At 45.2% G+C, this 23,050-nt stretch carries 22 protein-coding genes; 7 read left to right on the top strand and 15 right to left on the bottom strand.

Annotated elements, in window-relative coordinates:
* Nucleotides 1–96: 96 nt before the first annotated feature.
* Nucleotides 97–828 (bottom strand): 30S ribosomal protein S2, encoded by a 732-nt coding sequence (gene rpsB, locus NB504_RS13235; RefSeq protein WP_013856204.1) that lies wholly within the window; start codon nt 826–828, stop codon nt 97–99.
* 384 nt (nt 829–1,212) lie between these two features.
* On the opposite strand from rpsB, the gene map reads away from it, so the two are divergent.
* The 3 genes from map (at nt 1,213) to NB504_RS13220 (ending at nt 5,309) form a co-directional block, all read left to right on the top strand.
* Complete coding sequence (map, locus tag NB504_RS13230) at nt 1,213–2,055, top strand: type I methionyl aminopeptidase (protein WP_017044011.1); 843 nt, start codon at nt 1,213–1,215, stop codon at nt 2,053–2,055.
* 117 nt (nt 2,056–2,172) lie between these two features.
* Nucleotides 2,173–4,797 (top strand): bifunctional uridylyltransferase/uridylyl-removing protein GlnD, encoded by a 2,625-nt coding sequence (gene glnD, locus NB504_RS13225; protein ID WP_017046598.1) that lies wholly within the window; start codon nt 2,173–2,175, stop codon nt 4,795–4,797.
* Nucleotides 4,798–4,925: 128 nt separating this feature from the next.
* A complete protein-coding gene (locus NB504_RS13220) occupies nt 4,926–5,309 on the top strand; it encodes a DUF3461 family protein (protein ID WP_026027637.1) in 384 nt (127 codons plus the stop codon).
* A 144-nt stretch (nt 5,310–5,453) separates the two neighbouring features.
* Here NB504_RS13220 and pgpA read toward each other — a convergent pair whose 3' ends face one another.
* The 14 genes from pgpA to NB504_RS13150 form a co-directional block, all read right to left on the bottom strand.
* Nucleotides 5,454–5,957 carry a phosphatidylglycerophosphatase A gene (pgpA, locus tag NB504_RS13215; protein WP_258429054.1) on the bottom strand — a complete coding sequence of 168 codons (504 nt, stop codon included), beginning with the start codon at nt 5,955–5,957 and terminating at the stop codon, nt 5,454–5,456.
* Nucleotides 5,954–6,928: a thiamine-phosphate kinase gene (gene thiL / locus NB504_RS13210; RefSeq protein ID WP_026027917.1), complete on the bottom strand. Its 975-nt coding sequence runs from the start codon at nt 6,926–6,928 to the stop codon at nt 5,954–5,956. The genes pgpA and thiL overlap by 4 nt, the downstream gene beginning before the upstream one ends.
* A 123-nt stretch (nt 6,929–7,051) precedes the next feature.
* Nucleotides 7,052–7,519, bottom strand: coding sequence for a transcription antitermination factor NusB (gene nusB / locus NB504_RS13205; protein ID WP_013856197.1), 468 nt, complete (start codon nt 7,517–7,519; stop codon nt 7,052–7,054).
* Nucleotides 7,519–7,989, bottom strand: coding sequence for a 6,7-dimethyl-8-ribityllumazine synthase (ribE, locus tag NB504_RS13200; RefSeq protein WP_026027639.1), 471 nt, complete (start codon nt 7,987–7,989; stop codon nt 7,519–7,521). Before ribE ends, nusB begins: the two co-directional genes overlap by 1 nt.
* 208 nt (nt 7,990–8,197) lie before the next feature.
* Nucleotides 8,198–9,307 carry a bifunctional 3,4-dihydroxy-2-butanone-4-phosphate synthase/GTP cyclohydrolase II gene (gene ribBA, locus NB504_RS13195; protein WP_013856195.1) on the bottom strand — a complete coding sequence of 370 codons (1,110 nt, stop codon included), beginning with the start codon at nt 9,305–9,307 and terminating at the stop codon, nt 8,198–8,200.
* An 88-nt stretch (nt 9,308–9,395) separates the two neighbouring features.
* The gene (locus NB504_RS13190; protein ID WP_010320134.1) at nt 9,396–10,052 is read right to left on the bottom strand and encodes a riboflavin synthase; all 657 of its coding nucleotides are present in this window, start codon (nt 10,050–10,052) and stop codon (nt 9,396–9,398) included.
* A gap of 1 nt (nt 10,053) precedes the next feature.
* Nucleotides 10,054–11,151 carry a bifunctional diaminohydroxyphosphoribosylaminopyrimidine deaminase/5-amino-6-(5-phosphoribosylamino)uracil reductase RibD gene (gene ribD, locus NB504_RS13185; RefSeq protein WP_258429053.1) on the bottom strand — a complete coding sequence of 366 codons (1,098 nt, stop codon included), beginning with the start codon at nt 11,149–11,151 and terminating at the stop codon, nt 10,054–10,056.
* Between the two features lie 6 nt (nt 11,152–11,157).
* On the bottom strand, nt 11,158–11,607 hold the full coding sequence (gene nrdR, locus NB504_RS13180) for a transcriptional regulator NrdR (RefSeq protein WP_010320136.1): 450 nt from the start codon (nt 11,605–11,607) through the stop codon (nt 11,158–11,160).
* A 131-nt stretch (nt 11,608–11,738) separates the two neighbouring features.
* On the bottom strand, nt 11,739–12,989 hold the full coding sequence (locus NB504_RS13175; protein ID WP_258429050.1) for a glutamate-5-semialdehyde dehydrogenase: 1,251 nt from the start codon (nt 12,987–12,989) through the stop codon (nt 11,739–11,741).
* Nucleotides 12,990–13,002: 13 nt separating this feature from the next.
* Nucleotides 13,003–14,142: a glutamate 5-kinase gene (gene proB, locus NB504_RS13170; protein ID WP_038148735.1), complete on the bottom strand. Its 1,140-nt coding sequence runs from the start codon at nt 14,140–14,142 to the stop codon at nt 13,003–13,005.
* A 122-nt stretch (nt 14,143–14,264) separates the two neighbouring features.
* The gene (crl, locus tag NB504_RS13165; RefSeq protein ID WP_026028531.1) at nt 14,265–14,654 is read right to left on the bottom strand and encodes a sigma factor-binding protein Crl; all 390 of its coding nucleotides are present in this window, start codon (nt 14,652–14,654) and stop codon (nt 14,265–14,267) included.
* A gap of 100 nt (nt 14,655–14,754) precedes the next feature.
* Entirely contained in the window at nt 14,755–16,002 is a 1,248-nt protein-coding gene (gene frsA / locus NB504_RS13160; RefSeq protein ID WP_258429047.1) for an esterase FrsA, read from the bottom strand.
* An 88-nt stretch (nt 16,003–16,090) separates the two neighbouring features.
* Nucleotides 16,091–16,555 carry an oxytetracycline resistance phosphoribosyltransferase domain-containing protein Tet(34) gene (gene tet(34), locus NB504_RS13155; protein ID WP_010320141.1) on the bottom strand — a complete coding sequence of 155 codons (465 nt, stop codon included), beginning with the start codon at nt 16,553–16,555 and terminating at the stop codon, nt 16,091–16,093.
* 39 nt (nt 16,556–16,594) lie between these two features.
* Nucleotides 16,595–17,890, bottom strand: coding sequence for an NCS2 family permease (locus NB504_RS13150; protein WP_013856188.1), 1,296 nt, complete (start codon nt 17,888–17,890; stop codon nt 16,595–16,597).
* A gap of 886 nt (nt 17,891–18,776) precedes the next feature.
* Between NB504_RS13150 and NB504_RS13145 the strand changes: the two genes are divergently transcribed.
* From NB504_RS13145 to NB504_RS13130, 4 genes are all read left to right on the top strand, one after another.
* Nucleotides 18,777–20,249, top strand: a complete 1,473-nt coding sequence (locus NB504_RS13145) for an aminoacyl-histidine dipeptidase (protein WP_019281102.1) — start codon at nt 18,777–18,779, stop codon at nt 20,247–20,249.
* A gap of 295 nt (nt 20,250–20,544) precedes the next feature.
* Nucleotides 20,545–20,985: an ATP-dependent zinc protease gene (locus tag NB504_RS13140; protein WP_017049719.1), complete on the top strand. Its 441-nt coding sequence runs from the start codon at nt 20,545–20,547 to the stop codon at nt 20,983–20,985.
* Nucleotides 20,985–21,890 carry a 30S ribosomal protein S6--L-glutamate ligase gene (gene rimK, locus NB504_RS13135; protein ID WP_010320145.1) on the top strand — a complete coding sequence of 302 codons (906 nt, stop codon included), beginning with the start codon at nt 20,985–20,987 and terminating at the stop codon, nt 21,888–21,890. Before NB504_RS13140 ends, rimK begins: the two co-directional genes overlap by 1 nt.
* Nucleotides 21,850–22,947, top strand: a complete 1,098-nt coding sequence (locus NB504_RS13130; RefSeq protein WP_088718002.1) for a succinylglutamate desuccinylase/aspartoacylase family protein — start codon at nt 21,850–21,852, stop codon at nt 22,945–22,947. The genes rimK and NB504_RS13130 overlap by 41 nt, the downstream gene beginning before the upstream one ends.
* The last annotated feature ends 103 nt before the right edge of the window (nt 22,948–23,050 follow it).

Genomic DNA, 23,050 nt, shown 5'->3' with positions numbered 1-23,050 from the left:
ATCAGGGGCCGATTGTTTGGCCCCTGATGCTAACTATAACTTGTTCAATGCATCAATCGTGTGACACATATAATCAAGTGTGACTCAGAGCCGCTATTATTCTGCTTCTACGAAACCGTCTTTTGCAGCAGCAAGCGCAGCTGCATCTTTGTTACGACCTTCGTTAACCGTTTCTGCAACAGCATTTAGGTAAAGCTGGATTGCACGGATTGCGTCGTCGTTACCAGGGATAATGTAGTCAACGCCATCTGGGTTAGAGTTAGTATCAACAACAGCGTAAACTGGGATACCTAGGTTGTTTGCTTCTTTAACTGCAATGTGCTCGTGATCTGCATCGATAACGAATAGTGCGTCAGGTAGACCGCCCATATCTTTGATACCACCAAGAGATTTCTCTAGCTTCTCCATTTCACGAGTACGCATTAGAGCTTCTTTCTTAGTTAGCTTATCAAAAGTGCCATCTGTTGCTTGAATTTCAAGCTCTTTTAGACGCTTGATTGACTGACGAACAGTTTTCCAGTTAGTTAGCATGCCGCCCAACCAGCGGTTGTTAACGTAGAATTGGTTGCTTGCGATAGCCGCTTCTTTAACAGCTTCAGATGCTGCGCGTTTAGTACCAACGAAAAGAACTTTACCTTTTTTCTCACCAACTTTTTGTAGCTCAGCTAGAGCTTCGTTGAACATAGGAACAGTTTTTTCTAAGTTGATGATGTGAACACGGCTACGAGCACCAAAAATGAATGGCTTCATTTTTGGGTTCCAGTAACGAGTCTGGTGACCGAAGTGAACACCAGCTTTTAGCATGTCGCGCATTGATACAGTTGCCATTTAAAAATCCTCTATGGGGTTAGGCCTCCACATTCCCCATGTATCCGACCCCTAACATCTATTCGGTTGTTGCCGATAGTTTTATTGTTGGAGCACCCCGGAACACGTGTCGGAATGTGTGTGATTTAAAGATAATGTGTTTAGAAAGGAAGGTGGGCTTCGTCATTTCAGAAGAAAACGCACTTCGATTCCGGCGCGCTTTATACCATATTTAGCCCTTCTCTGGCTAGAAAAAAATACGACACATCATGGCTTAGGTAAGCTGTAGTTATGCAAACAATTCTTACTTACCGACAGGGATCCCTTGCGATTCATCCATGCACTGCTAGAATAACGCCCATTCGCACAGTTAAGTGCTTAAGAATTAATGCATAGAGAAAGCCGATGTCTGTAAAAATCAAAACTGCTGAAGAAATAGCCAAAATGCGCGTCGCGGGTAAACTGGCTGCCGATGTCCTTGAGATGATTGAACCGCATGTAAAAGTGGGCATCACCACTGAAGAACTTGACCAGATCTGCCACAAGTACATCACTGAAGTACAGCAAGCTATTCCAGCACCATTGAATTACCACGGTTTTCCTAAATCGATCTGTACCTCTATTAATCACATTGTTTGTCACGGCATTCCGGCAACTCAAGATACGCAGTATGGGCAATTACAGCGTCCAGCGGTACTGAAAGAGGGTGATATTCTGAACATTGATATCACGGTTATTAAAGATGGCTACCACGGTGACACCTCAAAGATGTTCTTTGTCGGTGAAGTGTCGCCAGCAGATAAGCGCCTATGTCTTGTTGCGCAAGAGTGTCTTTATATCGGCATGAAAAAGGTCAAGCCCGGTGTTCAATTGGGTGAGATTGGTACTGCGATCGAAAAACACATTAAAACCAATAATAAAAATAACCCACGCCTTAAATTTTCGATTGTGAAAGATTATTGCGGCCACGGTATTGGCGCTCAATTTCATGAAGAACCACAAGTGGTTCACTATAAAAACGGCGACAGAACCGTACTGCGTGAAGGGATGATTTTCACTATCGAGCCAATGATTAATGCGGGTAAATTTGGTTGCCGCCTTGATGATGAAGACAATTGGACGGTTTACACCGCCGATGGCAAAAACTCAGCGCAGTGGGAACACACCATTTTGGTTACCGCCACTGGCTGTGAAGTGCTGACGCTGCGTGAAGAAGAAACCATTCCGCGTCTGATGCATAACGCCTAATTACATCGAACCAAAACCTTATCAATCAATATCCCTCTTGCAGGGATATTTTTTTATCTGCAGTGATTTGATACAGTCAGTCTACGTTGTGACATATCACTAGCATGGATTGCCGTTATGCCTTTTCAGTCTCCCCTCACCTTTACTGACACACAACTCACTATCGGCGAGCTTAAACAACAACTTGAACAGTTCACTCAGTATCAGAAACATCAATTTTTGCACCACCATCCGGTCAACGACCTGGTACTAGGCCGCTCTGAATATATGGACCAACTGCTCTACAGGTTATGGGAACATTATTCATTTTCGCAGGTTCCAGACATCAGTTTAGTGGCCGTCGGAGGCTATGGCCGCGGTGAACTTCATCCTCTTTCGGACATCGATATTCTGGTCGTCTCCAATCATACTTTACCCGCTGAACTCGGCAGTAAAATTAGCGAATTCATTACCTTGTTGTGGGATTTGCGTTTAGAAGTGGGCCATGCCGTGCGTACCGTGCAGCAGTGCGCTGAAATTGGCCGTGAAGATTTAACCGTCGCGACAAACTTACAAGAAGCTCGGTTATTATGTGGCAGCGAAGAGACATTTTATAAACTCAAGATGTTGATTCATTCCGAATCATTTTGGCCAAGCGAAACCTTTTACCGCGCCAAAATTCAAGAGCAGCGCGACCGACACGCTCGTTACCATGACACCACTTATAACCTTGAACCCGATATCAAATCGACTCCTGGAGGCTTAAGGGACATTCATACTTTAAGCTGGGTGGCTAGACGCCACTTTGGTGCAACATCACTGCTTGAAATGAGTCGTTTTGGTTTTTTAACTGATGCTGAATATCGTGAGCTAGTAGAGTGCCAAGACTTTTTATGGCGCGTGCGCTTTGCGCTGCACATTGAATTAAAACGCTATGACAATCGGCTTATTTTTGCTCATCAAGCTCAAGTGGCAGAACATCTGGGCTTTACGGGTGAAGGGAATCGCGCAGTCGAGATGATGATGAAAGAGTTCTACCGTACGCTACGTCGTGTTGCGGAACTCAACAAAATGCTCCTGCGTCTGTTTGATCAAGCCATACTCAATAACGGCGAAGAAGCCGTGGCAGAAATTTTAGATGATGATTTTCAACGTCGTGGCAACTTAATAGAAGCTCGTAAACCCGCGCTTTTCCAAGCTCGCCCTGAAACGATCTTAGATATGTTTATTCATATCGCCAATGATTCCAGCATCGAAAGCGTCGCACCCACAACCATGCGCCAGTTGCGTACAGCCAGAAGGCGGCTCAATAAATTCCTGCACACCATTCCCGAAGCGCGTGAGAAATTCATGGCATTGGTACGTCACCCTAACGCACTACATCGTGCGTTCAGCCTGATGCATAAATTAGGCGTGCTCGCCGCTTATCTTCCCCAATGGAGCCAAATTGTTGGACAAATGCAGTTCGACCTATTCCATGTTTATACGGTCGATGAACACAGCATTCGTCTTCTCAAACACATCAATACCTTTAGCTACGCACAAAATCACGATAAACACCCCATCTGTTGCGAAGTCTACCCACGTCTCCAGAAAAAGGAGATGCTGATTCTGGCCGCTATTTTTCACGACATTGCCAAAGGGCGTGGCGGCGATCACTCTGAAATCGGTGCGGTAGAAGCCTATGATTTTTGTATTGAACACGGTTTATCAAAGCCTGAAGCAAAATTAGTCTCTTGGCTGGTACAAAACCACCTCTTGATGTCGGTAACGGCGCAAAGACGCGACATTTACGACCCAGATGTCATTACCGAATTTGCAAAAAAAGTGCGCGATGAAGAGTATCTCGAACATCTTGTTTGCCTAACTGTCGCGGACATCTGCGCTACTAACCCTGAGCTTTGGAACAGTTGGAAACGCACCTTGCTGGCAGAGCTATATCACTCAACACAGCGGGCACTTAGGCGTGGGCTTGAAAACCCGGTAGATGTGCGCGATCGCATTCGCCACAACCAACAAATGGCATCCGCATTACTTCGTAAAGAAGGCTACAGCGCACGTGAAATTGAAGTGCTTTGGCAGCGCTTTAAAGCCGATTACTTTTTGCGTCACACTCACAAGCAGATCGCTTGGCATTGTGAGCACCTACTCAAACATAGCGACCCAAGCCAACCGCTGATCCTGATGAGCAAAAAAGCCACTCGTGGCGGCACTGAATTGTTTGTTTATACTAAAGATCAACCTGCCCTCTTTGCGACTGTGGTTGCTGAACTGGACCGTCGAAATCTCAATGTTCATGATGCGCAGATCATGTCGAGTAAAGATGGCTACGTCCTTGATACCTTCATGGTACTGGATCAAAACGGCCATGCAATTGACGAAGAGTGTCACCCATCGTTGATCAAACACCTACTCAGTGGGCTAGAAACGGGTTGGCAGAACAAACTGAAATTGCGCCGCACGCCACGTAACTTGCAACATTTTAAAGTCAAAACTAAAGTCGATTTTTTACCCACCAAAAGCAATAAACGAACCTTAATGGAATTAGTCGCACTTGATACTCCGGGACTGCTGGCAACGGTCGGAGCCACATTTGCTGACTTAAACATTAACCTGCATGGTGCAAAAATCACCACCATTGGCGAACGAGCAGAAGATTTATTTATTCTCACCGGTTCGCAAGGCGGAAAATTGAGTGAAGAAGAAGAGTGCACGTTACGTGAAATGCTGATTAAAAATGTTTCTGAACTCGCGCCAAATTAAACGGAAAAGGAAAGCGATCTGGTCCACAACTTGAACCATTGATATCACGATGAACTATCTCGGGCGAGCATGGACTGCTACATTGAAATGGTTCATTGATGTGTCACAAAATACAATAGAGGTTGCCTATGTATCCCTACCTCACCGGTTTAGGCATTCAAGATCCTAAACAGATTGAGCGCTATTCACTTCGTCAAGAAGCCCATAAAGATGTGTTGAAGATTTACTTTCATAAGCAGAAAGGCGAGCTGTTCGCTAAAAGCGTGAAATTTAAATACCCTCGACAAGTAAAAAATGTATTGGTCGATAGCGGCAGCCATCAATACAAAGAGGTGACGGAGATCAACCGTAATTTAACCTTGGTGATTGATGAACTAAATAAAATCACTAAGCCGGTTCCTATGAGTGATCTCGATCTGAAGCAAAAAATATTGACTGACTTGCGCCATTTGGAAAAAGTGGTCACGAGCAAAATCGCTGAAATTGAAGCTGACTTAGAGAAGCTAAAATAGTCTCAAGACGGTAAAGTAACTTTAGATACCCAGAGCATCGAATAACCCTGTTTCAGATAACTCTTCACTGACAAAAAAGGTTCCCAAAGGAACCTTTTTTGTTACTAAGCCTAAGCCGTCAATCAATATTGAACGCTGACCATGTTATAACCAACCCGCCCAAAAGCCGACCCAATACAGCGCAATCGCGGATACAACACCTGCCACGATATCATCGAGCATAATCCCCAAACCACCATGCACTCGTTTATCTAACCAACTGATCGGCCACGGTTTGAGCATATCGAAAAAGCGAAACAGCACGAATCCAGCCACCAGCCATTTCCAATCTAAACTAGGCAGTTCAAGCACTGGCACGACTAGCATTGTTATCCAAAAACCGGCAAATTCATCCCACACAATCGAACCGTGGTCATGCACTTTCATGTCGTCAGAAGTCACTTGGCAAATTTTCACGCCCACCAAGCAAGCCAGCACAACCACAGCACAATACACTGTGATAGGGAGCTGTACTAACAGTAAATAAAAAGGCACTGAGGCAAGCGTTCCCATTGTGCCGGGCACGATAGGCGATAGGCCACTGCCAAAACCCGTGGCCAAAAGATGCCAAGGGTTCTTTAATGAGATTAATGCGATAGGGTTTGTCATCCGTTCACCTTAAAATGATCATAGCCGCTTAACTGCCAATTGAGTTTTTTTCCTTGATGCTGAAGCTCAAAAATACCCTGCGGGCGAATTTGGCCAATGCAACTCACCTTACAACCGCAATGAGCAAGCGCACTTTCGATGGAACCTCGGTTATGCTCTGGAACAGTGAAACACAACTCATACTCTTCACCGCTGGTTAGTGCATATTGCTGTGCTATTTGTCTCTCGCCCACAAACTGCAACAGCTCTTGCGAGATAGGCAACGCACCAACATCTAAACTCACCCCAACATTTGAACGATGCAAAATATGTTTGAGATCAGACACTAAACCATCGGAAATATCAATTGCAGAAGAAGCCAAATGAAGCAATGCTTGGCCAGCAAGAATTCTTGGCGTTGAGAGATAGTGACGCTTTTCAAGCTCTTGGGCAAAAGGTTTATGGCGTAAGCTTGGGTCAAGAATCACATCGAGCCCTGCTTGGCTATCACCAAGCTCGCCAGTGACGTAAACCCAATCTCCCACTTTGGCTCCACTGCGCAGCAGCGCCAATTCTTGTGGCACAAAACCTTGTACTGTCAAGGTAATGCTCAGTGGTCCTTTGGTTGTATCCCCACCAATTAGCTGAATATTGTAGTAATTCGCAAGTTCGAAAAAAGCATCACAAAAGGGTTTTAGCCATGCTTCATCGACACTAGGTAGAGTGAGTGCGAGCGATACCCAAGCAGGCGTTGCCCCCATCGCAGCCAAATCACTGATGTTAGATGACAATGCTTTATGAGCCACCCAAGCCGGATTCGCATCGGTTAAAAAATGAGTGCCTGCGACTAAGGTGTCGGTACTGATGGCGATCCGAACATTTTCTGGTGCTTTGACCAATGCACAATCATCTCCTAGAGCAAGAGAGACATCTTTACGTTGTGACTGACGGTTAGAGAAATAGGTATCGATTAAATTGAATTCACCGAACATAAAAAATTCCCTGCCCTGAGTTTTTATTATGTACATCATTTCTCATCGCTTAGGGCTTTTGCGGAGAAAGATCCGTCATAAAAAAGGTCAGCGAATGCTGACCTTTTATTTTAAAACGACTTATTATTTTTTGCGTACATGTGGGGCGGCTTTATCAAGCACGCCATTCACAAATTTATGGCTATCTTCAGCAGCAAATACTTTTGCTAACTCAATCGCCTCATTGATGACCACTTTATATGGCACATCATCGCGACGAGTCATTTCGTACATGGCTAAACGAAGTAACGCCAATTCCATCATGTCTAAGTCTTGCATTGGACGAGACACGAAAGGACGCAATTTGCTATCTAGCTCTGTGTGGCTTAGCACTACACCCGTGAGTAGATCACGGAAATATGCAACGTCGGTTTCTGGAGCCGCTAACGCTGGCTCAGCAGCATGATGCTCTTCTTCATCATACTTACCACCCGAGAGGAATTGCTCTTCGATAGTGGCAACATTTTCTTTTGTAATTTGCCAAGAATAAATTGCTTGTAGCGCAAATTGACGTGCATTACGACGTGCGGCTGGTTTCACACTGGCCCCCATTAGGAATCGATTTCTGAAAGAACGTTAATCATCTCAAGCGCGCTTAGTGCAGCTTCTGCACCTTTGTTACCAGCCTTGGTTCCCGCGCGTTCAATGGCTTGATCGATGGTATCAACAGTTAGAACACCAAATGCCACTGGAAGGCTGTATTCCAGAGACACTTGCGCCAAACCTTTATTGCATTCACTGCACACATAATCAAAGTGTGGCGTACCACCACGAATCACAGTGCCAAGAGACACGATAGCGTCGTATTTACCCGTTTTTGCTACGCGTTGAGCAGTAAGAGGTAATTCGACAGCACCAGGGCAGCGAACAACAGTAATATTGTCATCGCTAACTTGTCCGTGACGCTTTAAAGTATCGATTGCACCAGAAAGCAGGCTTTCGTTAATAAAACTGTTGAAACGAGAAATAACGATAGCAATTTTTGCATTTGGTGCGGGGAAACCACCCTCGATCACTTTCATAAGCCTTCCTTTAACTATATACACAAGTGAGAATCGCCGGATTCTAGCACAATTTTGTGAGCAATATCTAATGGAAATTCGGCTTAGACGGCAAACCAAGCGGCTAATCAGCGAAATAATAAAGGAAGCGTTGGGCTTCCTTTATTGGTTTTATTACGGTGTATTTTTAAATGTGACGTTAGGTTCTAAGCGCTAAAACGAGATGACATTATTGGCAAACATACTCAGTCACATTCAAGCCGAAACCGCCTAAAGCGTGATACTTTTTATTGGCTGAAGAGAGTAAACGCATGTCACGAACACCTAAATCCGCCAGAATTTGTGAACCAATCCCCACACGGCGTGAAGTACCTTGTTTTTTCGCTAAAGTAGGCGCTTGGCCTTTGTCTTGTTGCTCAAACATCTTAACGCGATGGATCAATAAGTCGCTCGACTCTTCATTACCTAAAATGACCAATACGCCGCCCTCTTGGCCGATACGCTGCATCGCTTTATCTAAAGTCCAACTGCGTTCAGCATTGCGATCACTGCGCAGCAAATCGGTAAAGGTATCGTGCAGATGAACTCGCACCAATGGCGCTTGACCATCCAATGTGCCTTTTTGCAATGCGTAATGGATCTGATTATCAATCACGTCGCGGTAAGTGATCAGTTCAAATTCACCGTATTCTGTCGGCAACTTGCACTGTGCAACACGCTCAATGGTCGTTTCTGTGTTATTACGATATTCAATCAGATCAGCAATCGTACCGAGTTTTAAACCATGTTGTTCGGCAAACACTTCAAGATCAGGGCGACGCGCCATGGTGCCATCATCATTTAAAATTTCGACGATCACAGAGGCGGGCTCTAATCCCGCAAGGCGCGCCAAATCACAACCGGCTTCCGTATGCCCAGCGCGAGTTAAAACGCCCCCCTCTTGCGCAGCCAGTGGGAAAATGTGCCCAGGTTGCACTAAGTCTGAAGCTTTCGCCTCTTTCGCCACCGCAGCTTGTACCGTCACGGCGCGATCGGCCGCTGAAATGCCGGTGGTTACGCCTTCGGCCGCTTCAATCGAGACGGTAAAATTGGTGGTGTATTGAGCATTATTATCCTGCACCATAGGAGCCAAGCCTAAACGCTGACAACGAGCTTTAGTCATGGTTAAGCAGATCAGGCCACGACCAAATTTAGCCATAAAATTAATCGCTTCAGGAGTAACGTGCTCGGCGGCCATGATCAAGTCACCTTCGTTCTCACGATCTTCGTCATCCATTAAAATGACCATTTTCCCAAGACGAATATCTTCAATGATCTCTTGCGGGGTACTTATTGGCATACTCTATTTTCCTATCGCTGAACTATTTTCCGCACAGTCCCTGACTTAGATTTATCCACGACCGTGGTGGCATGGGACAATGCGCGGTTTACGCAAAACCATTTTGTTGTAAAAATGCTAAGCTAATTTTCGACTCTGGTGTCTCTTCATCTTGCTGGTTTTGCAGCAAACGCTCCATATAACGCGCGAGTACATCCACTTCCAAATTCACTTTACGCCCAACATGAAATGCATCAATGGTCGTTTCGGCAGAAGTGTGAGGCACTATGGTCAGCTTAAAGGCATTCTTTCTTAAATCATTCACAGTGAGGCTGATACCATCTACTGTAATTGAGCCTTTTTCAGCCACGTATTTATTCAATGCCGGTGGGATCGCTACCCAAAACTCTATCGAACGACCAACGGGATTACGTTCAATGATTTCACCAACACCGTCAACGTGCCCAGAAACAATGTGTCCACCAAAACGAGTGGTGGGCAACATGGCTTTTTCTAGGTTGACCTTGTCACCAACTTGATAGTGAGCAAACCCGGTTTTGTTGAGCGTTTCTAGTGAGAGATCCGCTGTATATTGAGTGCTGTTATAATCTACCACGGTCAAACAGACACCATTTGTGGCAATACTGTCACCAAGTTTGACATCGCTCATATCAAGATGACCGACTTTCACGGTCACGCTGATGTCTTCACCTTTGGGCGTAATCGCGGCAAGTGTACCTACCGCCTCGATAATTCCTGTAAACATGCTATTTATCTTTTATTTTAGGTACGGCAATGATCCGAATATCCGGCCCAACTTGTCGTACATCTTTGATGATTAACTCTAGCGTATCCGCCATGGAAGATAGCCCCAAAGCACCAAATAGCCCCCGACCATCACTACCCATGATTTTAGGCGCTAAGTACAAAATGATCTCATCGACCAATTGGGCTTGGATCAGTGAACGAGCCAGTGTGGCACCAGCTTCTACCCAGAGATGATTCATTTGTGACTGCTCAGCTAAATAAGCTAAGGTATCCGTTAACTCAAATTGTGTCTGGTTGCTATTGAGCAATGACGTATGTTCAGTGCCAAGCACCAATACTTCACCGGAATGTTGATACAGCTTTAGACCATCATGGAGTTGGTTTTGCCTGTCAAGAATGACTCGCACCGGTTGGCGTAACTGATGTTGTGGGTAGTTCACTTGCACTGATGGAGGCAGTTCATCCCAACGCACAGTTAATGAAGCATCATCTTCAATCACTGTTTTGCTGGTCGATAAAATCCCACCCACTTTGGCGCGAAATTTTTGCACATCTCGCCGCGCGGCCGCTGAAGTGATCCATTGACTCTGACCATTATTGAGTGCCGTTTGTCCATCAAGACTTGCGGCCATTTTCAATTGGACAAAGGGCATCCCACTTGTCATGCGTTTAATAAAACCCGGATTGAGCGCGATGGCATCCGCTTCTAACAAACCGACTTCGACTTCAATCCCAGCGTCACGCAGCATTTGAATACCACGCCCAGCGACTTGAGGATTCGGATCTTGCATTGCGCAAATCACTTTCGCCACTTTGGCGTTAATCAAGCCTTCAGCGCAAGGCGGTGTACGGCCATGATGCGAGCAAGGCTCTAAAGTGACATAAGCGGTAGCGCCTTGCGCTTGCTCGTTTGCCATGCGCAAGGCGTGTACTTCGGCATGCGGCTCACCAGCACGCGCATGAAAACCTTCACCAACAATCTGCTCTCCTTGAGTGATCACGCAGCCGACATTGGGGTTAGGTTGAGTGGTAAAAACGCCACCTTTGGCAAGCTCAATGGCTCGCGACATCATTTGATAATCAAAAGGAGTAAACATAAGCGATTAATCTTCCAGCTTCGCGATTTCTTCACCAAACTCACGAATATCTTCAAAACTGCGATACACGGAGGCAAAGCGGATGTAAGCGACTTTATCGAGTACTTTGAGCTGCTCCATCACCAAGTTACCAATCATTTTACTTGGGACTTCTCGCTCACCAGTGGCTCGCAACTGAGATTTAATCATACTGATTGCAAGCTCAATCGCATCGGCGCTGACGGGGCGTTTTTCTAATGCTCGCTGTATACCACCGACCATTTTATCTTCGTTAAACGGTTCACGATTTCCATTTGATTTGATGACTCTTGGCATCAAGAGCTCGGCCGATTCAAACGTGGTAAAACGTTCATTACATGCCAAACATTGACGGCGACGGCGCACTTGATGACCATCAGCGACAAGACGAGAATCAATCACTTTGGTATCGTTCTCTGAACAAAAAGGACAATGCATATCACCTCCATAGCAATGAGCATCAGTGTACCGGAATTAGTACGCAAGTTGAACGCAAAAGGGGCATCAGCCCCTTTTCAATCTCTATTTTGTTAACAACCACACTTTGCGTTATCCATAACGAAAAGAACTTAACAACGTGATAAGTAATTGGCTTTGCCAACCCACTTATAACTGGTCAACTCTTCTAAGCCCATCGGCCCGCGAGCGTGCAATTTTTGGGTCGAAACGGCCACTTCAGCGCCTAAACCAAATTGAGCGCCATCGGTAAAACGCGTCGAAGCATTGACATACACTGCAGCAGAGCCCGCGGAATTAATAAACAGCTCTGCATTAAATAGGTCATTTGTCATGATCGCATCCGAATGGCTTGCATTGTGTTCACGCATATGTTCAATCGCTTGCTGCACGTCATCGACCACTTTGACGCCCAAAGTGTAACTTAGCCATTCGGTGTCAAAATCGCCTTCAACGGCCTCTCTCAACTGTTTCGCATGGCTCATGCAGGCTTGGGCTTTTGGCTCAACAACGAAGGTCACTTGATCATTAAGTCGTAGCACCAGTTTTGCCAAAAATTCACTCGCAATCGCTTGATGAACCAGCAAAGTATCCAGTGCGTTGCACGCAGAAGGGCGCTGAATTTTGGCGTTTTCAATTACCTCGACTGATTTGTCCAGATCCGCCGATTGGTCAACAAAAATATGGCTAATGCCAAAACCACCAATAATCACCGGAATCGTGCTGTTTTCTTTGCACATTTTATGTAGGCTAGCGCCGCCGCGCGGAATGATCATATCAACATATTCATCCAGCTTGAGCAGCTGTGAAACCAGTTCGCGATCCGGTTTTTCAATATACTGCACCGCAGCCGCTGGTAGTTGTGCTTTTTCTAGCGCCGATTGAATAACGTTGACTAGCGCCATATTGGAGAAAAAGGTCTCTTTCCCTCCCCGTAAAATACTGGCGTTACCCGTTTTTAAACACAATGCCGCAATATCAATGGTTACATTCGGACGCGCTTCATAAATAACGCCCACCACACCTAACGGTACTCGGCGGCGAGACAATGACAATCCGTTTTCAAGCACTCGGCTATCGATTTCACTACCGACAGGATCATTGAGATTAATCACATTACGCACGTCATTAGCAATGGCTTGCAGGCGCGATTCATTGAGCAATAGGCGATCAAGCATGGCATCGTTCAACCCGGCTTGGCGGGCCAGTTCGATATCTTGGGCATTCGCTTTTAAAATCGCGGCGCTCTGCGCCTCCAGTTCATCGGCAATGATCGTTAATGCATTGTTTTTTTGTGTCGTTGAAACGGTAGCGAGCTGGAAAGCGGCCTGTTTGGCGGCTTTACCCATTATGGTTAAATCCACTTTCTTTTCCTTACTATTCTTGGATCACAACAAGATCATCGCGATGAATGACTTCTGAGCCATAATCGTAACCTAAAATGCCTCCGATATCTTTGCTGTGTTTGCCCGCGATTTTGGCTAAGTCTTGGCTGGAATAAGCGGCGATGCCACGGGCAATTAATACGCCTTGTTTATCGGTTACTCGCGCCACTTCACCACGTGCAAAAGTACCACTGACATTCACTACCCCTTTCGCTAATAAGCTACTGCCATTCGCGACTACAGCGTTGACGGCTCCGCCATCAATGACAATGTCACCAGAAGCGGCAGGACCCGCTAAAATCCAGCGTTTGCGGTTTTCTAACGCTTCGGTACATGGCAAGAAACGGGTGCCTTGCGGCGCATCACTTAAAGAATCAAAAATAACGTTGCTGGCACGCCCTGCGGCGATAATGACTTCAATCCCTGCACGACGAGCAATATCAGCGGCCTGAAGCTTAGTTGCCATACCTCCGGTGCCAAGCGTAGTACCACTACCCCCAGCGATTTTACGCAAGGTATCATCAATGGTTTTGACTTCTTTAATTAGTTCAGCGTTAGGATCTTTACGCGGGTCTGCGGTGAAGAGCCCTTTTTGGTCAGTGAGCAGCAATAGTTTATCGGCACCGCATAAAATACCGACCAGGGCTGACAAATTGTCGTTGTCGCCCACTTTGATTTCACTGGTTGCCACGGCATCGTTTTCGTTGACCACAGGAATAATATCGTGTTCGACCAGAGCATTAATGGTGTCTCGTGCATTCAAAAAACGCTCACGGTCTTCCAGATCGGCACGAGTCAGTAGCATTTGACCTATTTTAATCCCATAGATGGCAAAAAGAGATTCCCATGCTTGAATCAGTTGACTCTGTCCAACCGCAGCAAGCAACTGTTTGCTAGCCATTGCGTTGGGGAGTGCGGGGTAACCTAAGTGCTCTCGACCAGCGGCAATTGCGCCCGACGATACAATCACCACTGAGTGGCCTTGCTTTTTCAGTTCAGCACATTGACGGACAAGCTCAACCATATGAGCTCTATCTAACGCCAAAGTACCACCGGTTAATACACTGGTTCCTAGCTTCACAACGATTGTTTGAAGTTGCACCGCTTTTCCGCTTTGTTGATTCGTTGTCATGATTTCTTCTGAAATGGAAAACACATAAGAGCTGATGTTTTAGCAATCAAAGCAATAATTCACAAGTAGAAAAGGTGCTAAAAAGCACCTTTTTCATCACGAGGATAAGGGGATAACGAAAATCAGACGAATTCAGCGGAATCTTGTGCAATCTCAACACTCAATTCAAAGCGCTCATAGAGACTCGCTACCAGTTTGGCATGAAACTCTTCTTGGGTACGTTTGACTTCAGAAAATACGGATTTAGGAATCGCGTCGGCATCCCACGTGCCAGCTAAGTTGTAACGTCCTGTATGATACTTAGCCTCAAACCCTGATTCTTTCTTAGTAAGTTCCAGCCACCAGCCCCAAAACTCTCGTTTCTCTGGGGATTTTTTGTCATTAACGCAAGACGCAAGGCAATCAAATAAGTAGTGATCCTCACGACATTGGCCTTCTCGTAAATAAGGTCCAATAGCTTTTAAAGCAGACAATAAGCGATAATGAGTCGGGGTGTGGGTCATTTCTGACATATTGACTCTCCATTTCAATGTTAAGAACGATCATTATTTTTATTAATCATATGCTTGTTACCGCATACCAATATCATGCTTAACTAATTTAGTAGAAAAGTCACCTAAATAGCTCATCTTCTAACCACTTTATCGCTAAATCGAGGGATTGCTCATATCCTTGTGTAATTGTTTTGCTTTTTATCTGTTTCGCTTTGCCGTATTCACTAAAAATTGCAACTAATTGATTATCTGAATAGGGTGAAATGGGATCACCTTCTAATCCTAAAGCCAAAATCGGAACTTTAGTTCGCCTACTGGTTAAAAAACCTTGCACTTTCAGTGACCACGCTCGCATCAACCCAGCAAGGCTATTAATATCCACCACGTCTTTACCTAAACGAGACGCCAGCACATCAATATACATTTTGGGCATTTTTTTCAATTTTTCTGGCGAAGCTAAAATATCGTGGATAGGTGCGCCTAATGAAACACAAGCCTTGATTTTATCTTGCTCTAGAAAAGAGAGCCTGATCATGGAGTTACCACCAAATCGAAATCCAACAAGCCCCACTTTTCGATGATCAACCCAAGGCAAGCTTTCCAGTTCATTGAGTACGGCTTGATGCAGACATGAAGAATCTTCAGTTAAAGGCCAATGGGAGCTATGACCTACGGAGGGCATATCAATGGTTAACATCGCAATATCTCTAGGCGCGAGATAATCTCTAAACAAACGCCACATATCCGTCTGCAAACTGTCTAAACCGGCGCTAACCAAAACGACCGGATGAGGCCTATCGGTATTGGGCAAATGCAAATTAGCGACTATTTTTTTGTTCTTATAGGGTACTTCAATCTGCTTAATCACATAACGAGTCAATTTGGCCGCTTCGTTATAAGCGCTGTTTGACAGTATCTGTGCCTGTAAGGATAAATTATCATTTTTTAGATGCGGATAACCAGCAATGCTAAAGCAGAGCGACGCGGAAAAAAGTTCATTGGCCGCCTCTTCGTCTTGCTTGTCATTAGCGCGCTTTTGGTGACGCATACCCAGCTTAGTCCACTCGTATGCCCAGTTACCACTGTGATAGCCCATAACCGTATCTAGCCAATCCGCTTCGGTTCGCGAATGTTTCGAAGAGGCAATGCGGGCGAGAACTTCTTCTTGCTCTACAGGATCAACACCTTGCCATATCCACTGTAACCGCCTGAGATTTCGATACCAAACGTACCCTTCTTGCTGTTTTTTTAGGTCCAAAATTTCTTGGCTGCTTGGCATATAACGGGTCAATGCCGAGGTTTCTTGAGCTTGCTTGTGTTTCTGGAACAAGGTTTCAGAAAGATTTTGGCTGTTAGGTTCAGACATAAGTCGATTCAATTGAGAGCGGTGCTCTAATAGTAATAAAAAAAATGGCCCGATAAAGGGCCATTTTCAAATAAACGCAAGAAAAGCATTACTTTTGTTTACGGTTAATCGGTTCTGCGTATTGAATAGTCATATCCCATGGCTGCTCAATCCACGTATCTTGAGCAATATCCACAACATAATCATCTAACAAGCTGACGCCAGAAGGCTTCGCACACACCGCAATCAATTTCGCTTTAGGATACATTTCACGTAGCTTACGTGCGGTATCACCACTATCGACCAAATCTTCAACAATTAAGAAACCTTCGCCGTCACCTTCAGGTGCTTTGATCACTGTCATGTCACGCTGATGATCATGATCGTAACTTGAAATGCAAATCGTATCGACATGGCGAATACCTAATTCACGCGCCAATATGGCACCAGGAACCAGACCACCACGGCTCACCGCCCAAATACCTTTCCATTGCTCTGCAGGCATCTGTTTTTCTGCCAATTGACGACAGTAAGTCTGCATGTTGTCCCAAGTGATAACGAATTTATTGCTCATTGTTGTAAACCTAATTATTTAAATAATCTGTGTCGTTCATTACATTGCAGAGGCGATATACTTAAAGATGAAGATGGCTGACATCACCCACACACTCATCGATACACTGCGCCCTTTGCCACTAAATAGTTTGATAGCCGCATAAGCAATGAAACCAAGAGAAATACCTTCTGCGATAGAGAATGTCAGCGGCATTAATAAACAGGTAACGACGACAGGAGCCGCTTCTGTTAAATCGCGCCAATCAATACTGACCAAACCAGAAAGCATCAAAATTGCCACGTAAAATAATGCACCAGACGTAGCGTACGCAGGGATCATTCCAGCTAATGGCGAGAAGAATAATGCAAGTAAGAACAAAATGCCAACAACGACTGCAGTCAGCCCTGTGCGCCCGCCAGCAGCAACACCCGCCACACTTTCAATATAAGAGGTTGTGTTTGATGTACCTAGCAGGGCACCGACTGACGTAGCAGTAGAATCGGCAAGCAATGCTTTATTTAGACGTGGGATTTTACCATCTTTGCCAATCAAATCTGCCTTTTGCGCCACACCAACTAAGGTGCCAGCCGTGTCAAATAGATCGACAAACAGAAACGCAAACACCACTGAGATCATACCCACTTCAAAAACGGCGGAGAAATCAAGCTGCAAAAAAGTTGGCGCAATACTTGGTGGTGCCGACATAATGCCATGCCACTGAACGTCACCAAACACTAAACCAAGGCCAGTAACCGCAAGAATCGCGATCATTACAGCACCCTTTAAACCACGATGAACCAAAGCAATCGTCAGGAAGAAACCTATCGCACCGAGTACAGCAGGAAGAGAAGTAATTGCGCCGACAGAAACCAAAGTTGCAGGGTTATCAACCACAATGCCTGCATTTTTCAGGGCAATAAAGGCAAGAAAAAGTCCAATACCGGCCGAGATCCCCGTTCGTAATGACATCGGAATCGAACCGATGATCCACTCACGGATTTTAAAGATACTAAGAAAAATGAACAGCACACCAGAAACGAATACCGCCGCCAGCGCAACTTGCCATGTATATCCCATGCCGAGCACAACGGCGTAAGTAAAAAATGCGTTTAACCCCATACCCGGAGCCTGCGCAATTGGGTAGTTGGCGACAAAGCCCATGATGAAACAGCCAATAGCCGCCGCAAGACACGTAGCAACAAATACTGCACCACGGTCCATGCCGGCATCCGCTAAGATCGCAGGGTTAACAAAGATAATGTATGCCATCGTGAGAAATGTCGTTATTCCTGCGATAACCTCAGTGCGCACGTTTGTGCCATATTCACTAAGTTTAAATAGCCTTTCGAGCATGATCGAGTCCTATAAGGGTAAAAAGTAAACGGTTGCGTAATCGATTGGCTGTGGATTATAGAGAGATCAGATCACAAATTCCAGATAGAATTAAGGCTGTAATATGCTTTTATTAATGGCTTATGAACCTAGTCGCGCTTCATTTCTTCAAAAAGAAAAAGCGGATTTCCATATCGTATTGCCATTGAGCCGTAAAGGAAGTCTTGAACATTGAGATAAAAAAACGCCACCTCATCTGAGGTGGCGGCGAATCATTTTAGCCAAACTGACTACAAAAAAATTCCAATATCTAGGGGGTGAACATACAGTTCAAATAACATGCTTAAAGTCTTAATAACCAAAGCTTGTTGGGTAAGCAAAGTTGCCAGTGTAAACAGACTTGTTTGTCCAGAACATTGCAGATGGTAAACCTTTCATAACTATCACCTTATAAAATCAATTGAACATAAATTTGATTTCTCGGTTCCGTGGAGGCGATAAACGGACTCATCCTTTGAGCATTTTTTCTTCGCTTTCGAAGTTGGTTACAAATATACCACCAAGAAATTAAATTACAACATTTAGCGTGATAAAAATCACATAACTTTATTTTAATGATCTACATCAACAGATTTAGGTAATTAAATTACACAAATATCAGCAAAAAATGATTATTAGGCGGTAAGGGGAAGAATCTCATCGCCGATTGTGTCATCTCTTCTATACGCTACAGTCGATTTAATGTGACACCAATAAAACAATTCTCAAGCGGTGAGGCTACTCGCTGATTGTCGAGAGTGGTATGCTGTCCACCACTACAAGTCATGCTCAGATCTAGTCGATATCGCTACCAAAGAAACATTTCGCCTGTTCATGATCTGGCAAGCTCGAATAAAAGGAGTATTCCGTGTCTGAGTTCTATTCTGAAATCAGTAAATTGTCATCGGCACCCGTATGGCAATTTTTCGATAAAATCTGTTCCATACCTCACCCGTCTAAGCATGAAGAAGCCTTAGCCCAATACATCATCCAGTGGGCGACAGAGCAGGGTTTAGCGGTACGCCGAGATCCAACCGGCAACGTTTTCATAAAAAAACCAGCGACAGCTGGCATGGAACATAAGAAAGGTGTGGTTCTACAAGCTCATATTGATATGGTGCCGCAAAAAAACGAAGACACGCAACACGACTTTGCTAAGGACCCTATCCAACCGTACATCGATGGCGAATGGGTAACAGCCAAAGGAACCACTTTAGGTGCCGATAACGGCATGGGTATGGCAGCATGTTTGGCTGTTCTCGCGTCAAAAGAGCTCAAGCACGGTCCTATTGAAGTGTTACTGACGATTGATGAAGAAGCGGGTATGACTGGTGCTTTTGGCCTTGAAGCGGGTTGGTTAGAAGGAGAGATCCTGCTCAATACTGATTCAGAACAAGAGGGCGAAGTATATATGGGCTGTGCTGGTGGTATTGATGGCGCAATGACTTTTAATATCCAACGACAAGCCATGCCTGCTGGTTACGTAACACATCAATTGATTTTGAAAGGGTTAAAAGGAGGTCACTCTGGGTGTGACGTCCATACTGGCCGTGGGAATGCTAACAAGCTACTGGCTCGCTTTCTTGCTAGTCACGCACAAGAACTTGATTTACGTTTGATCGAGTTTCGCGGTGGTAGCCTACGTAACGCCATTCCTCGAGAAGCGTTTGTCACCGTGGCCATTCCTGCCGAAAACGGGGTAAAACTGGATGAGCTATTTAGCACCTATACCCAGCTAGTGAAAGAAGAGCTTGGACGCGTCGAAACAGGAATTGTCACTTTCAACAACCCGCAAGAAAATGCAGAAAATGTCTTCGCTCTTGTTGATCAACAACGTTTTATTGCCGCATTAAACGCGTGTCCAAACGGTGTGATCCGGATGAGCGATGAAATTGAAGGCGTAGTTGAAACCTCATTGAATGTCGGTGTGATTACTACACAAGAAAACTCTGTGACTGTGTTATGCCTTATTCGTTCTCTGATTGATTCAGGTCGCCAACAGGTTGAAAGCATGCTCAAATCCGTTGCTGAGCTAGCGAATGCGGAAATTGCCTTTACTGGTGCTTATCCGGGCTGGAAACCAGATGCCGATTCAGAGATCATGGCTATTTTCAGAGACATGTACCAAGGTATTTACGGTCATAAACCGAATATCATGGTGATCCATGCTGGCCTAGAATGTGGTCTTTTCAAAAAACCTTACCCAGAAATGGATATGGTTTCGTTTGGCCCAACCATTAAATTCCCTCACTCACCGGATGAGAAAGTGAAGATCGACACCGTCGATCTTTTCTGGGAGCAAATGGTTGCCCTACTAGAGCATATTCCAGCGAAAGTTTAACCCACTCTGATGTCGAATTCTTCAACCAGCGTGTAATAGCAAGTTGATGAATATCTTGCTTTGGCAGCGGAATTCGGCATCAATCCTTACCTCTTTTTCTATCAATTAATTTTATCGATAAGGCAAATTAATTTCATTAGCGCACATTTTTTGTGACTGCTAGAGTTCGCCCCCTTGAAGTTCCTAGAGTTATTCACCACACTCTCTTCAAGCGATAACACCATTTAAAAGTTGTATCGGGGATGCGGCTACTCCTTAGCGGCGTCTTACATTCTCCAAAAATATTGAAACTGCGATGAAAGAAAAAATGATTGTCGGATGGCGAGAAACTCTCAGCCTTCCAGGGTTAGGTATTGAGCAAATTAATGCCAAAGTCGATACCGGAGCCCGCACGTCGTGCTTACACGCATTTAAGGTAGAGAGCTTCACCAAGGAAGAGACTCTTTGGGTTCGCTTTTGGATCCACCCTGTGCAGCGCAATAATGACAAGGTCACTGTGTGCGAAGCTAAAGTCATTGATGAACGAATCGTCCGTGATTCCGGTGGCCATGAAGAGTCACGTTACGTTATTCAATCAGACGTCAGTTTGGGCGGCCAAACTTGGCCCATTGAAATAACGTTAACCAATCGCGAAAATATGGGTTTTCGTATGCTATTAGGTCGCACCGCAATGCACCGTCGAATTTTAGTTAATCCAACTAAATCGTTTTTAATCGCTTTCGAGGAGAGCAAATAATGAAAATTGGTATTCTGTCACGTAATGCTTCGTTGTATTCAACCAAGCGTCTGATTGAAGCGTGTAAAAGCCGTGGCCACCAAGTCAAAGTGATTGATGGGCTGCGTTGCTATATGAATATCAATTCTGAAAAACCCGAAATTCACTTTAAAGGTGAAGAGTTAGCGGGTTTTGATGCAGTCATTCCTCGTATTGGTGCATCCGTTACGTTTTACGGTACTGCGGTATTACGCCAATTTGAAATGATGGGGGTTTATCCCGTCAATGAATCTGTGGCTATTAGCCGTTCCAGAGATAAACTTCGCTCAATGCAGCTATTGTCTCGTCGCGGCATTGGTATGCCAATTACTGGTTTCGCCAGCAAACCCGATGATGTCAAAGACTTACTCGACATGGTCGGAGGAGCACCGGTAGTAATTAAATTACTTGAAGGAACTCAAGGCATCGGTGTAGTGTTAGCGGAAACACGCAAAGCAGCAGAAAGTGTGATCGAAGCGTTCATGGGCTTGAAAGCCAATATCATGGTGCAAGAGTACATCAAAGAGGCTGGTGGCGCCGATATTCGCTGTTTCGTTATTGGCGACAAAGTTATCGCAGCCATGAAACGGCAAGGTGCCGATGGTGAGTTTCGCTCTAACCTACACCGCGGCGGAACGGCCTCTTTGGTAAAAATCACCCCTCTAGAACGTAAGACGGCTATCGATGCGGCGAAGATTATGGGTCTCAATGTTGCGGGTGTGGATCTTTTGCGATCGGAACGTGGCCCATTAGTGATGGAAGTCAATTCATCGCCAGGTCTTGAAGGTATTGAAGCCGCTACTGGTAAAGATATCGCCGGGTTGATTGTCGAATTTATTGAAAAAAATGCGGCAACGAAAGGGACAAAAACACGTGGCAAAGGTTAGGAAAAACACAGCATTTCATTTCCTGGGGGATTCAGTTCCCCCAGGAACGCGCAAGGCAATGGAGCTAGAAGCGGCTAAGCTTTATACACACTCGCCACTCTCTATCCCTATCGAAATCATTAATGGAATATCCACTGGCCCAACCTTAATGGTCAATGCCGCCATCCATGGTGATGAACTGAACGGCGTTGAAATAGTCCGTCAACTGATCAACTCCATCGACCCGCAAAAACTAAAAGGGACACTGATTGTTGTCCCCATCGTCAATGCCTTTGGCTTTATTCATAAATCTCGCTACCTTCCTGATCGACGCGATCTCAATCGCTGCTTCCCTGGAAGTGAAACTGGCTCCCTCGCCTCTCGCATTGCACATACTTTCTTTTCCCAAGTCGCTTTACGTTGTGATTACATCATCGACCTGCATACTGGTGCTATTCATCGCACGAATTTGCCACAAATCCGCGCCGATCTCACTAATCCTGAAACCTTGCGTATTGCCCAAGCATTTGCAACCCCAGTGATCATCGACTCTCCACTGCGTAATGGCTCGCTCAGAAGTGAAGCAGAGAAATCAGGCATCACAGTATTAACTTATGAAGCAGGTGAAGCGCTAAAATTTGAACCTATTGCCATCAATGCGGGTATTGTCGGTGTGAAACGCACCATGCAAGCCATTGGTATGATGCGCAAAAGTCGCAAGGCCGTACCGACATCGATCATCGCAAAATCAACCAGTTGGCTCAGAGCCGAAAGCGATGGCATCTTGCGCACTGTGGTGACTCTTGGTGACAAGGTCGAAAAAGGACAAGTGCTTGCCTATATCAACTCACCGCTTGGTCATGTCGAAGTCGAATTAAGAGCCAATAAGGGTGGTATTGTGATTGGGCAACAAACTCTGCCTCTTGTTAATGAAGGAGATGCCGTATTCCATCTCGCCTACTTCTCGCAAAGCGATGAGATGGTTGAGCAAGTCGTGGGCGATTTTATTGAAGAGGTCGCAGACAGCGATTTAGAACCTCTAACCACGGGACACTTGATGCCACCGTCGATGGTCTAAATTGTCGATAAGTCTAAACAATAGAGACACATAAGTTCAATAATAAAGCCCTTATTCAAAGGGCTTTATGCTGTTTAAGCGTGAGTGGGATGAAGAAAGTAAT

Source organism: Vibrio sp. RM-69-4 (assembly GCF_024743775.1).
GTDB lineage: Bacteria > Pseudomonadota > Gammaproteobacteria > Enterobacterales > Vibrionaceae > Vibrio > Vibrio anguillarum.
The sequence above is the reverse complement of the archived record's forward strand: the minus strand, read 5'-3'. Positions and strand labels throughout refer to the sequence as shown.